Source organism: Dyadobacter koreensis (assembly GCF_900108855.1).
In the GTDB taxonomy this organism is placed as follows: Bacteria; Bacteroidota; Bacteroidia; order Cytophagales; family Spirosomataceae; genus Dyadobacter; species Dyadobacter koreensis.
Map to the genome: position 1 here is coordinate 293,472 of NZ_FNXY01000006.1, position 13,569 is coordinate 307,040.

Here is a 13,569-nt window from a genome sequence, read left to right on the forward strand (position 1 = left end):
CCTTTTTATTTCGCGGCAAATAACAGGTTCTAACGCCAGCTTTGTAGACTAACGGTAGTCCTTTATTTTAAAAATTTAAAGCATTCTTCCCATAAAAGGATCGCTCTGACTTTCCTTTCCTGTCTCTACATGACCGGCAAATCTTTTTTCTGTAAGAGTATTTCCCGAAATTTTTACGCTGAAATCATACCAGCTAAAACTTTTTTCCAGATTAATAGTAATTAGAGCGGAAGAAGATTTTTGCTGCGCGCTTTCCAAAACTTTCGTTTGTTTCGCCGTTTTATAAGCGTTGTCTACAATCTCAAGGATAGCCTTTTTATCCGGATCAAGGTTTTTTACATGCAATTCAATGTTTCCTGTCGGATTTTTATTCTTATCCAATTGATACTCGCATGTAATATCAACCATCGGATCGCTTGCATTTCCAATGAATTCTCGGAAAAAACCATTAGGACCGTAAGCCCTTAGATGATATTTCTGGTTTCCAAAATTTTCAATCTTATAAGAGTCCCTTAACGAATCCCCGCTTTTTACGGCATAATTCCAAACCTTCACTTTTTCGCTGAGATACTCACCAGGTGCATACACTGCGAAAGGTGCGCCTTCGGATTTGTTGCCAAAAATTTCACTACCGGCTTTTAGAAATAATTCTATCTGTTTTTTATCCTTACTTAATCTTACATCGGCATAAAGTTGATAAGGAAGCGAGCATGCAGGACGTGTTCCTTTTTCCTGTTGCGGCATATAAGGGGAGCTGGAAGGATCCTGATTTATTTTCGAAACTTCTTGCTCTGTTAAAGATTTGTAGCCATTCGGCAATGCCTTGAATTTTGCTTTATGAATTCCTTCAACAAATTCGTCACGTTCGACGAACTTTGGTAGTGCTACTTTTTCGCCGTTATAGGGTTTAAACGTTGAAGTCAGATCTCCGCAAATAGTCCTGCGCCAGGCACTAATGTTCGTTTCTTTGATTTGTTTGCCCGACTTATGGCTAACGAACTTTTCCAGAAATTGAATAATAGAAGTATGATCAAAAACTTCTGAACAGACATTTCCGCCACGATTCCATGGAGAAGCTATAACAAGAGGGACGCGAAAGCCTAAACCGATCGGACTTTCACGTGACTCATTTTTCGCTTTTTTCGTCATGTCCTGTTCCAAGGTCACAAACTCTGCTTTGATATCAATCCCTTCAGAAGTTAGCCCCGTATCCGCTTTATACGGATTCGGAACCACATAGGGAGGAACATGATCAAAATATCCGTCATTTTCATCGTAACATAAAATGAAGACGGTCTTTTTCCAAACCTCGGGATTTTTGGTTAAAATATCCATAACTTCCGACACATACCAGGCGCCATACCAGGGTGAAGTCGGATGATCTGAAAAGTTCTCAGGCGCAACCAGCCACGATACTGTTGGCAATTTTCCTGTTTTAACATCCTCTCTGAACTGATGCAAAACATCGCCTTTGGGAAGTTTGGCTTCCCGATCTGTTTCACCGTCTTTGTAGTTAAAGGTTGTTACTTCGTGGTAATCAGCGTCATTGATATTGGTCGTAAAAGCTTTTTGATGCAGATTTTTTTCACGTTGCGATAGTTTCGCGTAGTTTTCAGGGCTCCATTCTGATAGCTCCTTTTTTACAATTTCATATAAAGCAGTTTTCTCCTTTAAAGATTTTTGCGCAGATTCTACTTCCTCACCTGTTGCGGGAAGAGATTTTATTTTTGCTTCGAGATCAGTAATATCCTTGGGTAACTGCTGCGCCTGCGTTTTCAAATGCTTTTGAAAACCAGTCGAATATCTGACATGATATTGCGAAAACCACTCGATAGGGTTATCTGTAAAGTTGGCAAGCCAGGATTCTTCCTCACCCTTGAATCCCATTGGAAGGCTTAATTCGTTTTGATAAATCCGCCAGGAAACGCCGTTATCTTCCAGCCTTTCAGGAAAAGTAGTCCATTTGGCGGGTTTGTCATAATCGACATTTTCGTTACGAACATTGGCATATGATTCAGGATCTGCTTTCTCTCGAAGTGTACCAGTCCATAAGTAGAGGCGATTTGGCGTAGTTCCGGTTAGGGAAGAACAAAAGTTTTGATCGCAGACTGTAAAAGCGTCGGCAAGGGCATAGTAAAATGGGATATCCTCGCGATTATAAAAACCTTGCGTCAAGGGCATTTTTCTGTAATCCTTATGGCCGGCTTGCTTCGCAATCAGCCATTTATCATACTTTCCATCATTCCGGGCGTCCACCTGATTTGGCCAGGAATGGGGGAGCGAACCCATCCAGGTTGCGTTGGAATCTTTCATATTCAACCGGAAAGGTGTATAAGTCTCTCCGGCTGCATTTGTTTGCATCCAAACCAGATTTTTATTTGGTAACGTGATGGCTCTCGGGTCGTTAAATCCTCTCACGCCACGCAGGGATCCATAACAATGGTCAAAAGAGCGGTTTTCCTGCATAAGAATAACCACATGTTCTGCATCCAGATAGGTGCTTCCGGGTTGCGGATCAATCGCCAGTGCCCTTTGTATTGAAGGAGGGAGTACGCTGAAAAGGCCAGCACCGCCGGAAAGCATAGCGGCCTTCTTTAAAAATTCTCTTCTTGAATCCATGGTCATATTAATGGGTTTGGGAATTCTTCCAGTATTACCTGAAATTTTTGCTAAAGTACCATCGTTTGAGAACACTACGCTGTTAAATAATGGTTATCTTTCATATAGCGAATGAATGGGATTTCTGGCAAAATAAAAAGCAGTAAGCCGGAAACTGTTCCCGACTTACTGCTTTTAATTACTTTATGTAAAGTTTATTTGCCGAATAAGCCTCCGAGCAAACCTCCGAGATCAAGTCCTTCCTTTTTAGGTTCTGGCTGGGAATTCGTGTTGCTGTTGCTGCCAAAAAAACTTCCGCCTATATTCATAATATCGTTCATATCCAGCTTTCCGTCAGCCATAGCGTATCCTATCTGATTAAAATCAAAACCGGAATTGGCTGCCGAACCTGTATTGGAAGTTGCACCTCCGCCGAGCAAGCCGCCGAGCATGCTGTTAAAGTCGATGCTGCTGTCACCGGGATTGCTGACTTTACTGATCAGTCCGCCTATAACACCAGGAAGGACAGAAGCGACCAGCCCGCCTGCTGCACCGTTACTTAAGCCAAATTTCTGAGTAATTGCTGAAATGGCGTTACTGGCAATAGAAGCCACGATTGGGTTGTTCATTAAACCGCCTCCGGTTTCTTTACTCGAAAGCAATCCCATGATACCTTGTACATTTCCTGCTTGCGCCTGTTGCTGCAATCCGCCGGTTATAGATCCCAGCAAAGTTTGCATCACTTCTGTATTTTGACTGTTTGGAATTTCCGGGTTTTGGACGATGGCCTGTTGAGAGTTATCTTGAATTAGGCCCATAAGTTGGTCGAGCATGATCGGTATGTTTAGTTGTATATACCTAAGACTAATATTTAGCTAAAAGTAACGATACCCTTAAACATAAAAAAACCCGCCGAAGCGGGTTGCTGTTTTATTTAACCTGATCAACGATTGCTTTAAATGCATCCGGGTGATTCATTGCCAAGTCGGCAAGTACTTTACGGTTCAACTCAATGCCTTTTGCATTGATCTTACCCATAAGAGCAGAATATGATAATCCGTGCTGACGTGCACCAGCGTTAATACGTTGGATCCACAAAGCGCGGAAGTTACGTTTCTTTTGTTTACGTCCTTTGTACGCATATGCAAGTCCACGCTCAACGGCGTTTTTCGCTACGGTCCAAACATTTTTGCGGCGGCCGAAATAGCCTTTCGCTAATTTTAACACTTTTTTACGTCTTGCGCGTGACGCAACATGATTTACCGAACGTGGCATAATATTAACTGTTTTTGATTGACGGCGCCCGTCGTGGGACTTAAAGGCCGGCTATCGGGTTGAACAAAAAACCGAAATGGTATTTGGTAATTTTTTGGCTTTCGGAATTACTTCCCAAGCATTGCCAACACTTGTTTGTGATTAGACACATCAATAAGACCAGTTTTAACCAATCCACGCTTACGCTTGTTTGATTTTTTAGTCAGGATGTGGCTGTGAAACGCATGTTTGCGTTTGATTTTACCAGTACCAGTAAGCGAAAAACGCTTTTTAGCACCAGAATTTGTTTTCATTTTACCCATGGTACAAAAAAATAATAATTGAAAAAATATAAAACAGCGCGCGAAATTACTAAAATTTCGTTTAAAACAAAAATCGTGTTAAAGACAAACGTCAATAACACGATTTTACAGTCCATTGTAAATAAAAATATATCTATCAAATCCAGCCACGACTTATTCTGACATGTTAGCTAATTTACTGATTAGCCAAAAGCCAACGGCTAAATATTTATTTTTTCGGAGGAAGCGGAGCCAGAATAATCGTCATTCTTTTTCCTTCCAGTTTAGGCTCCATTTCAAGCTTGCCATATTCGGAAAGAGCCTCTGAAAATTTATTCAGCAAATTAACTCCTCTTTCCTTAAAAACAATCGTACGACCAACAAAGTGAACGTATGCTTTAACTTTTGAACCTTCTTTTAGAAAATTGATAGCATGTTTAAGCTTAAAGTCAAAATCGTGATCATCAGTGTTAGGGCCGAAACGGATCTCCTTGATGACAACTTTCTGCGCTTTTGCTTTTATTTCTTTCTGTTTCTTTTTCTGCTCGTACTTGAATTTTGAGTAGTCAACTACTTTACACACAGGCGGTACTGCCGTCGGTGCGATTTCAACAAGGTCAAGATTCTGTGTTTTTGCGATTGCTCTCGCGGTATTGATATCTACAACGCCAGCTTCGATATTTTCGCCTACAAGACGAACTTCCTTAGCTGTGATACGTTCATTGATTTTATAAGGTTCTTCGACAACTCTGAAACGTCCACTTGGGGGTCTTAATGCCATATTACTTGGTTTGGTGATTTTTGTTTTTTTAGTTGGAAATCAGAAATTTAACAATGCTGACACAAAAATAGTGCGTTATTGTGGGAATAATAACAAAAATTGCAAAATCATCCAATTATTTTTGCTTCTTTTTGAAAATAGCTGGCAAATTCTTCAATTGACATACTTCCCAAATCGCCTTCGCCTTTTCTGCGGACTGATAGAGTGCCTTCGGCAGCTTCTTTCTCCCCAACGATCAGCATGAAAGGAACTTTGGTAACTTCCGCGTCACGGATTTTACGGCCGATCTTTTCATCGCGGTGATCGATAAATCCTCGAATGTCGCTTTCCTGTAATTGTAAAAATACTTTTTCAGCATATTCGGCATACTTTTCGGAAATTGGCAAAATAGCAATCTGGTCAGGTGACAGCCACAATGGGAATTGTCCGGCTGAGTTCTCAATCAAAATTGCAATGAAACGTTCCATGGATCCAAAAGGAGCGCGGTGAATCATAACCGGTCTGTGCTTCTGGTTGTCCGAACCTGTATATTCCAGCTCAAAACGTTGTGGAAGCTGATAATCAACCTGAATTGTTCCGAGCTGCCATTTTCTTCCCAAAGCATCACGGACCATGAAATCCAGTTTCGGGCCGTAAAACGCCGCCTCGCCGAGTTCTGTTACAGTTTCCAGCCCACGTTCAGCCGAAGCTTCTATGATCGCGCTTTCAGCACGCTCCCAATCTTCGTCTCTACCAATATATTTTTGTTTGTCGTTCGGATCACGCAAAGAGATCTGTGCGCTGTAATCTTCAAAACCCAGCGATTTGAAGACGTATAACACAAGATCAATCACTCGAATAAATTCTTCCTTCACCTGATCCGGGCGACAGAAAATATGCGCATCGTCCTGAGTAAACCCACGGACACGGGTCAGGCCATGTAATTCGCCACTTTGCTCGTAACGATAAACTGTTCCAAATTCAGAAAAACGCAACGGAAGATCTTTGTAAGAACGCGGTGAAGTTTTGTATATCTCGCAGTGGTGCGGACAGTTCATCGGTTTTAACAAATATTCCTCTCCGGGATTTGGGGTTTTAATAGGTTGGAAAGAATCCTTGCCATATTTATCCCAATGACCAGAAGTTACATATAGATCCTTGCTTCCAATATGCGGTGTAACAACAGGAAGATAACCAGCTCTGGATTGAGCTTTGCTCAAAAACGCCTGCAAACGTTCACGCAGCATCGCACCTTTCGGCAGCCATAATGGCAAACCCTGACCCACTTTTTCGGAGAAAGCGAACAGTTCAAGTTCTTTTCCCAATTTACGGTGGTCGCGTTTTTTTGCTTCTTCCATCAATGTAATATACTCTTCCAATTCTTTTTGTTTTGGAAAAGTAATCCCGTAAATACGGGTTAACATCTTATTTTCCTGCTTGTTACGCCAGTAAGCGCCGGCAATATTTGTCAGCTTAACAGCTTTGATAATACCTGTATTTGGGATATGCGGTCCGCGGCAAAGATCAGTAAATGCTCCCTGCTCGTAAAGCGTAATCGAGCCATCTTCCAGACCATCAATCAGTTCAAGTTTATACTCGTCACCTTTTTTGGTAAAGAAGTCGATCGCGTCCTGTTTGCTGATCGGGATACGTTTGAACTCACTTTTCTGACGTGCCAGTTCCAGCATTTTTGCTTCGATCTTCGGGAAGTCATCCGATGAGATTGTGTTTTCACCCAAATCAACATCATAATAAAATCCTCTTTCGATTGAAGGACCTGTACCTAATTTAACGCCCGGATATAGTGCTTCCAAAGCTTCGGCCAATAAGTGGGCAGAAGAATGCCAGAATGTTGATTTACCATCTTCATCATTCCATGTGAGCAACACTACAAGTGAATCTTTTTCAATAGTGCGCGTAGGATCCCACACTTCACCATTTACTTTGGCCGCGATGACATTGCGGGCCAGACCTTCACTGATACTCAACGCGATACCATGGGCAGTAATGCCTTTTTCGTACTCGCGCACGCTACCGTCGGGCAGGGTTATTTTAATTAGAGACTCGTCTTTCATTCAAAAAAATAATTCTATTACTCTTAATTCTTACAAATCTATTGAATTTTAGCATTTCGCGAGGAATCAATTCGCATATTTATGGTTCCGCGCGGTTTGATCATGTCAATTTTTACCCTTGTGGTATCAATCGTTCTGTAATCTGATTCGATATTGTCATCCGCGTAAAACGATGGATACATCCGTCCATTTTCACGCTGCCTTATGCGCCACAAGCCATACCGCGACATTTGATCCGCCGGATTTTTTTCCATTTCATAGGTGAAATATTCTTTCGCCTTGATATCATTTCCCAGCTTTTCATAGCAAAAAGCAACCAGATAATTAATCTGGGGATGATTCGGATTTATTTGCAGCAATTGCTGAAATGCTAATAAAGCGCTGTAATATCCGTGCTGTTTGATCTCTAAAGCGCCAATCTGGAAAAATGCTTCTCCATATTTAGGGTTTAAAACTGTTGCCTTACGATAGTTCGCAATCGCCGTGTCAATTACAGCCATATTTTTATATATCTCGCCTCTTTCAAAATATAATTCCGGATTATTTGGAAACCGCTTCAGGCCGCGGTTATTAAAGGAAAGAGCATCTGGATAATTTTTCAGTCTGAGGTTAATAAGCGTGCTCTGCTGATATGCCCGTACCAATCTTGGATTCATCAGAATAGCGCTGTTCAAACTCGCCAGACTCGCAAGGGAGTCTCCCTGGCGCGCTTGAAGCATTCCCTTGACATAATAAGCAGAACCATCATATGGAGCCATTTTCATGGCGTGAGCCAAATAGACTCCGGATTCCCGAAAGCGGTTTTTAGCCTGAAAAATATCAGCCATTAAGACATATAAATCAGGCGTGTTTTGCTGTAATGCTTCCGCCCGTTCGGCGTCTTCCAATGCATTGTCAATTTCTCCAAGTTCACGGTTGATCTTCCCCCGCAACAGGAAATACTCCGAAACATTATCTTTTTCACTGATCGCCTCATTAATATCTTCCATTGCCTGAACATATTGTTCGCGATCGTAATATATCCGGGATCTTTTAAAATAGTTCAGGTCTACATCGACATTCCTGTTGATCAGATCTGAAAGCGAATTCATGGCGTCTGTTTGCCATTGTGCTTTGGATTTCTTTATCGTCGGTGGTATACGAGTGGAATTTCTGGCATCACTTTCACATGACTGTATCAGGCTGCCGAGCATGAGCATGGCAGACAATAGACAAAAATTAAATAAAAAGCGACTTTTTTTCATGCAAAACACACGGCTTTCCTTAGAAGCAGACGAACTTACCTTACTGGATATAACTGCAAAATTGTGCAATCTGTTCGTAGTTTAATTCTTTTGATCTGAAAAACGAGAAAAAACTCCGAGCGGCAACTTTTTTCCAAACGAGTCAGGAATAAATAACTCGCCGAATTCATGATTTATCTGATCGCCAAAATGCGCCTTGATAAGATTTTCAAGGATAAGCGCAGAGAAACCAAGAGAGTATAAATTGATAATGAAAAAGAAATTCTCCTTCTTTAATAACAGCGCGCAGAGCCGTAAAATTTCGTTCAGATTCTCTTCTAAAAGCCACTTTTCGCCATCCGGGCCACGGCCATACGCAGGAGGGTCTAAGATAATTCCGTTATACTGATTACCCCGGCGAACTTCACGATTTACGAATTTCAACGCATCTTCAACAACCCAGCGGATATTATCAAGTCCGCTCAGTTCCATATTTTCACGTGACCAGCTGATCACCTGTTTTACTGCATCCACATGTGTAACATCTGCGCCAGATGCCTTCGCTGCGAGGGAAGCAATTCCTGTGTAAGCAAACAGATTTAGAACATTAGGTTTAGTTTCCGGGATCTGTTTAACTTTTTTTGCAATGTAATCCCAGTTTGTTGCCTGTTCCGGAAAAACACCAACGTGCTTGAAAGACGACAATGCCAGTTTGGCGCGCAGATGAAGCGGGCCGGATCGGTATTGCATGATCCAACGTTCAGGCATATCATCTTTTGTCACCCACTGACCTTTTTCCTGGGAATTTTTGTCACGTTTGAAAACGGCGTTTGATTTGTCCGCCCACTCTTTCTCGGTCATGGATTTGTCCCAGATCGCCTGAGGTTCTGGACGGGAAAGAATATATGGGCCGAAACGCTCAAGTTTCTCGAATCCGCCGCTATCAATAAGTTGATATTCTGTATGTTGTTCTGGTGAAAGAAGTATCACAAATATGTATTAAGTTATAAGTAGTATTTTAGAGAACAAAGGTAGTGATAGTAAGCAGGTTATTAGCTTCTTACCAGGTTCTTTAAATTAAAATGAAATTTTGTTCAGGTAATACACGTTGCGTCTGCCGCGGGTTTGGACGTCTCCCTGCGCATTGACAATCCTTTGTTCGCCCCAGGAAAGGTAAAAGTTATCAAACCAGTAGTCGATATCATCCGTACTGGTTTTTCTCACCTTGTCACCTTCAACGGTAGTACCGTTTTCGATTACGCGGTTATTGTCGACTACTTTGCTTCCTTTAATAAGTTTGCTGCGAATACCGCCGTTATGGCTGTAAACCAGTTGCGTTGCGCCATCCGGCTCGCTCTGAACCTTTATCTTTTCACGCAGTTCCATGCTTTTAACATTGTCAAAGCTGATACTGTTGTCCCAAAGTAACTTTCCAGTCTGGTCCACGTCGGCGATGATTGCGTGTGTATAGGTAAAACCATCAAAAACCTGTTGATTATATCCACGGCCGCCATACATCGGATTCCATAAGTACGGATTGTATAACCCCATACCAAACGGATATCCTCCGCCCATCATCATCGAGCCATAACCAAATCCACCCATCATGTTAGGATTTTGATAGCGGTATTCAGGATAAAAGACTTCTGCGACAAGGAGAAACTGGTTGTTTCTTGGAACTATATCGTGTACAAGAAGGCGATAATTCAATTTAAGATCGTCACCGCTGTCTTTCTTTTTACGAATTTTTTTCTCGATTTTTTCTTGCTGCCTTTCGCTCATATAATTGAAGAAATTACTGAAATCCGTAAAGCTATGATATCGCGTAAACGCTACTTCTTCATTCACAATTTTACTGATATAAAGCCCTTGCGAAGCCGCATTGCTGGTGCTCTGCATGTTGCGGTATCCATAGGTACCGATTACCATGCGCACAGAATCGTTTAAAATTTGTAAACGGCCGCTCAAAAGAGAGTAATCATCTTCGGGATCGATGGAAGCCTGGACATACAGCTCGCCGGTTTCTTCATAAGAGCGAGCTACGATTTTAGTCTGACGGCCTTTTTTGACTGCGAAACAAACATTTACAAGATGGTGTGTTGTGTCAACTTCAACGGTTTGAATCGCATTAGATCCTTTGATTGCCGATGGCAACACACGCGTTTGGGAAGTGGTAAGGTTGGTATGGATCAGAACGGGTTCATTTCGAACCATTCCAGCCATAAAAACTGAATAGCCTAGTGTTTTGAAATCTGTAATTTCAAAACGATCCACAGTATTTATTGTAAAGGTTTCAACAAATCCCGGGCCGACATTTACTTTAACGATCTGGTAAACAGAACTTCTGTATTTACTGAATAAAAGAAAAACAGCCTGCCCGTCGTAACAGGAAGCCACGTAATCAAGATTTCCTTCAACCGGTCCGTCGATTGACCAGATCCGTTCAAGGTTGGTATCAAATTTTTGCACATTGTAAGTTCCTCTATCAGGCTTTGAGATAAGCAAAACGCCTTTCTGACCAAGCGGCATCGTTTGAAACGCGGTATTTGCATTTTGCAACGGCAACTCAATTCTTTTGACAACCTGCCCTGATGCTGAATAACAAACTGAAAAAAAGCAAAGCATGAGCAATGCCTGATAAAGAAAACAATGTTTTTTACGCATGTGCTAATCCAACAATATGGTCAAACTCTTCTGGTTTTACAGGAATTACAGACAAGCGGGACTGGCGGATCAGCGCCATATCCTTCAAGTTTTCATCTGCTTTTATTTGTGCTAATGTAACAGTTTTAGGGAAACGTTCAACAGGAACAAACTCCACGACAACCCAGCGATCGTCTTCCGTTGTCGGGTCTGGATAATGTTCCTTTGAAACTTTTGCCAGTCCTACAACTTCCTTTCCTTCGTTGCTGTGATAAAATAGTGCAAGATCGCCTTTTTTCATAGCCATCATGTTATTTCGTGCTTCATAGCTGCGAACGCCATCCCACATCGACTTTCCTTCCTCAACGAAGTGATCCCATGAATATTTGAAAGGTTCGGATTTTACAAGCCAGTAGTTCATTTTTATTTAGTTGAGAGTTGAGAGCGCCTTGCGCCCTGTTGAAAGTTGAAAGTTACTGCGGAAGTGTTATTCCGGAGGGTTGAAATTTTAACAATTTGAAAGAATTATTACGATAACCCATTTCAAAATGTCACACTTTCAACGCTCCATCATCAACTTCCAACTAAAAAATCAAGGGAATTTTGGATATTTGCTGAAATCAGGATCACGTTTTTCAAGGAACGATCTCTGGCCTTCTTTCGCTTCTTCGCTTAGATAGTATAAAAGCGTTGCGTTGCCTGCCAATTCCTGAATACCGGCTTGTCCGTCAAGCTCTGCATTGAAGGAACTTTTCAGCATACGGATAGACAAAGGACTTTTTTGCTGGATTTTTTTACACCACTCAACCGTTGTTGTTTCAAGTTCTTCCAAAGGAACAACCTTATTTACCAAGCCCATTTGCAATGCTTCCTGCGCATCGTACTGATCGCACAGAAACCAGATTTCACGCGCTTTTTTCTGTCCCACTACCCGTGCGAGATACGAAGCACCAAAACCGCCGTCAAAACTTCCAACTTTTGGACCTGTTTGTCCGAAACGTGCGTTTTCAGCTGCGATCGATAAATCACAAATGACGTGTAAAACGTGGCCGCCACCGATCGCCCAGCCAGCGACCATGGCAATAACAGCCTTAGGAATAGAGCGGATCATTCTTTGTAAATCCAAAACGTTCAAACGAGGTACGTGATCGTCGCCGATATAACCGCCATGTCCACGAACAGACTGATCGCCGCCCGAGCAGAACGCTTTGCCGCCTTCTCCTGTCAAAATGATGACATCAATGCGTGTGTCTTCCCTGCAAATGTGCATCGCATCGATCATTTCAGTAACGGTCTGAGGCGTGAAAGCATTATGTTTATGAGGACGGTTGATACTGATTTTGGCAATTCCTTCATGTAACGTAAAAAGAATTTCTTCGTATTCTTTAATGGTTTCCCATTTTATTGAACTTGACATATGAGCAATCTGTGAATGAGTGAATATAAATGAACGGTTTTGATAACCGTAACATTCCAATTAATTGGCGAAATTACGGATTGTTTGTCTTTCCATCAAAAACAAAATGATAACTTTCGGTGCCGGAAAATGGCTATCCGGTTCAGATTTATTTTAAATCAGGATAGAAAGCATGTGACCTATCAGACTTCCAGCGTTTTGGTGTCTGATGCAAGATTAATTTGACAAATAATGATTTGGAATACGAACTCGAATTTAATAAAAACACAACCGGTTCCTGATGATCCGTATGCCCGTAAGGCTTACGATTTCATGATTTCCTGGTTGGCAGGGAAGGAGGTTTTTATTTTGCATACCTCCGGTTCAACGGGAATTCCCAAAGATATAGAAATCAAAAGAGCTCAGCTGCGAAGCAGTGCGTTGTTGACCGGAACGGCGTTAAATTTACCGAAAGGAACGCGTGCACTGGTTTGTCTTAACGTCAATTACATCGCCGGGATCATGATGCTGGTGAGGGGTATGGAATTGGAATGGGAGTTGAGTATCATTATACCGTCCTCAAATCCATTACTCGAATTTGAAAATCCCGGTTTTGATTTCGTTTCCATGGTGCCGTTGCAGCTTTCAACGATTTTGTCTGACGAAAAAACTAAGTCCAAAGTCAACAGTCTGGGTAAAATACTTTTGGGCGGGGCACCCGTCAATGTGAGTTTACAAAAACAGATCGACCATTTGAATGTAGCTGTCTACCAAAGTTATGGAATGACGGAAACCGTTTCGCACATCGCCCTGAAAAAACTAAATAACCCTGTATGCGAGAATGATTACACAGTTTTGCCGGGGGTTAACTTTGGAGTTGACGATCGCGGGTGTATTTTTTTGCAAGGCGCAGTAACAAACGATGACAAAATTCAGACGAATGATCTGGTTGAGATAACTTCGGAGAATACTTTTAACTGGCTTGGAAGGGTCGATAACGTGATCAATTCCGGCGGCGTCAAAGTAGTTTTGGATAAAGTGGATCACGTTATTGCAGAGCTTTTTTACGAATCAGGCTATTCAAATAATTTCTTTTCCTGGTATGAAAAGGACGAAAAACTGGGACAGAAATTGATTTTGATTATCCAGAAAAACGGACAGGAATTACCTGTTTTAAGTCTGTTGGAAGAAATAAGAAAGCGGATTTCAACCTACGAAACACCAAAACATGTTTACTTTGTGGAAGAATTTATTAAAACACCTACTGACAAGATTGATAAACGTAGAACAGTCTACGAGCTTTTGAGCCACTAATCTT

Annotated in this window: 12 protein-coding genes; 1 reads left to right on the forward strand and 11 read right to left on the reverse strand. The window is 41.7% G+C overall.

From position 1 onward, the window contains the following. Window positions 1-75 precede the first annotated feature (75 nt). The 11 genes from BMY70_RS19955 to menB form a co-directional block, all read right to left on the reverse strand. Window positions 76-2,619 carry a phosphocholine-specific phospholipase C gene (locus tag BMY70_RS19955; protein WP_090338330.1) on the reverse strand — a complete coding sequence of 848 codons (2,544 nt, stop codon included), beginning with the start codon at window positions 2,617-2,619 and terminating at the stop codon, window positions 76-78. A gap of 194 nt (window positions 2,620-2,813) precedes the next feature. Continuing rightward, window positions 2,814-3,431, reverse strand: coding sequence for a DUF937 domain-containing protein (locus BMY70_RS19960; protein WP_090338050.1), 618 nt, complete (start codon window positions 3,429-3,431; stop codon window positions 2,814-2,816). Between the two features lie 97 nt (window positions 3,432-3,528). After that, the gene (gene rplT, locus BMY70_RS19965; protein ID WP_090338051.1) at window positions 3,529-3,873 is read right to left on the reverse strand and encodes a 50S ribosomal protein L20; all 345 of its coding nucleotides are present in this window, start codon (window positions 3,871-3,873) and stop codon (window positions 3,529-3,531) included. A gap of 107 nt (window positions 3,874-3,980) precedes the next feature. Beyond that, entirely contained in the window at window positions 3,981-4,175 is a 195-nt protein-coding gene (rpmI, locus tag BMY70_RS19970; RefSeq protein ID WP_090338052.1) for a 50S ribosomal protein L35, read from the reverse strand. A gap of 208 nt (window positions 4,176-4,383) precedes the next feature. Further along, window positions 4,384-4,935 carry a translation initiation factor IF-3 gene (infC, locus tag BMY70_RS19975; protein ID WP_090338053.1) on the reverse strand — a complete coding sequence of 184 codons (552 nt, stop codon included), beginning with the start codon at window positions 4,933-4,935 and terminating at the stop codon, window positions 4,384-4,386. Window positions 4,936-5,042: 107 nt separating this feature from the next. Next, window positions 5,043-6,989 (reverse strand): threonine--tRNA ligase, encoded by a 1,947-nt coding sequence (gene thrS, locus BMY70_RS19980; RefSeq protein ID WP_090338054.1) that lies wholly within the window; start codon window positions 6,987-6,989, stop codon window positions 5,043-5,045. 38 nt (window positions 6,990-7,027) lie between these two features. Beyond that, window positions 7,028-8,080, reverse strand: a complete 1,053-nt coding sequence (locus BMY70_RS19985) for a tetratricopeptide repeat protein (protein WP_229209698.1) — start codon at window positions 8,078-8,080, stop codon at window positions 7,028-7,030. A gap of 234 nt (window positions 8,081-8,314) precedes the next feature. Continuing rightward, on the reverse strand, window positions 8,315-9,202 hold the full coding sequence (locus BMY70_RS19990) for a class I SAM-dependent methyltransferase (protein ID WP_090338056.1): 888 nt from the start codon (window positions 9,200-9,202) through the stop codon (window positions 8,315-8,317). An 87-nt stretch (window positions 9,203-9,289) separates the two neighbouring features. Then, window positions 9,290-10,876, reverse strand: coding sequence for a hypothetical protein (locus tag BMY70_RS19995; protein ID WP_229209699.1), 1,587 nt, complete (start codon window positions 10,874-10,876; stop codon window positions 9,290-9,292). After that, window positions 10,869-11,276, reverse strand: coding sequence for an EVE domain-containing protein (locus BMY70_RS20000; protein ID WP_090338057.1), 408 nt, complete (start codon window positions 11,274-11,276; stop codon window positions 10,869-10,871). Before BMY70_RS20000 ends, BMY70_RS19995 begins: the two co-directional genes overlap by 8 nt. 171 nt (window positions 11,277-11,447) lie before the next feature. Beyond that, window positions 11,448-12,272 carry a 1,4-dihydroxy-2-naphthoyl-CoA synthase gene (menB, locus tag BMY70_RS20005; protein WP_090338058.1) on the reverse strand — a complete coding sequence of 275 codons (825 nt, stop codon included), beginning with the start codon at window positions 12,270-12,272 and terminating at the stop codon, window positions 11,448-11,450. A 231-nt stretch (window positions 12,273-12,503) separates the two neighbouring features. Between menB and BMY70_RS20010 the strand changes: the two genes are divergently transcribed. Further along, window positions 12,504-13,565 carry an AMP-binding protein gene (locus BMY70_RS20010; RefSeq protein WP_090338059.1) on the forward strand — a complete coding sequence of 354 codons (1,062 nt, stop codon included), beginning with the start codon at window positions 12,504-12,506 and terminating at the stop codon, window positions 13,563-13,565. Window positions 13,566-13,569 lie beyond the last annotated feature (4 nt).

What these genes read in the sequence shown, in the direction of transcription:
- BMY70_RS20010 (WP_090338059.1), top strand. Translation starts at nt 12,504, where the DNA reads ATGATTTGGAATACGAACTCGAATTTAATAAAAACACAACCGGTTCCT.
- menB (WP_090338058.1), bottom strand. Translation starts at nt 12,272, where the DNA reads ATGTCAAGTTCAATAAAATGGGAAACCATTAAAGAATACGAAGAAATT.
- BMY70_RS19985 (WP_229209698.1), bottom strand. Translation starts at nt 8,080, where the DNA reads ATGAATTCGCTTTCAGATCTGATCAACAGGAATGTCGATGTAGACCTG.
- BMY70_RS19960 (WP_090338050.1), bottom strand. Translation starts at nt 3,431, where the DNA reads ATGCTCGACCAACTTATGGGCCTAATTCAAGATAACTCTCAACAGGCC.
- BMY70_RS19995 (WP_229209699.1), bottom strand. Translation starts at nt 10,876, where the DNA reads ATGCGTAAAAAACATTGTTTTCTTTATCAGGCATTGCTCATGCTTTGC.
- thrS (WP_090338054.1), bottom strand. Translation starts at nt 6,989, where the DNA reads ATGAAAGACGAGTCTCTAATTAAAATAACCCTGCCCGACGGTAGCGTG.
- BMY70_RS20000 (WP_090338057.1), bottom strand. Translation starts at nt 11,276, where the DNA reads ATGAACTACTGGCTTGTAAAATCCGAACCTTTCAAATATTCATGGGAT.
- rplT (WP_090338051.1), bottom strand. Translation starts at nt 3,873, where the DNA reads ATGCCACGTTCGGTAAATCATGTTGCGTCACGCGCAAGACGTAAAAAA.
- infC (WP_090338053.1), bottom strand. Translation starts at nt 4,935, where the DNA reads ATGGCATTAAGACCCCCAAGTGGACGTTTCAGAGTTGTCGAAGAACCT.
- rpmI (WP_090338052.1), bottom strand. Translation starts at nt 4,175, where the DNA reads ATGGGTAAAATGAAAACAAATTCTGGTGCTAAAAAGCGTTTTTCGCTT.
- BMY70_RS19955 (WP_090338330.1), bottom strand. Translation starts at nt 2,619, where the DNA reads ATGGATTCAAGAAGAGAATTTTTAAAGAAGGCCGCTATGCTTTCCGGC.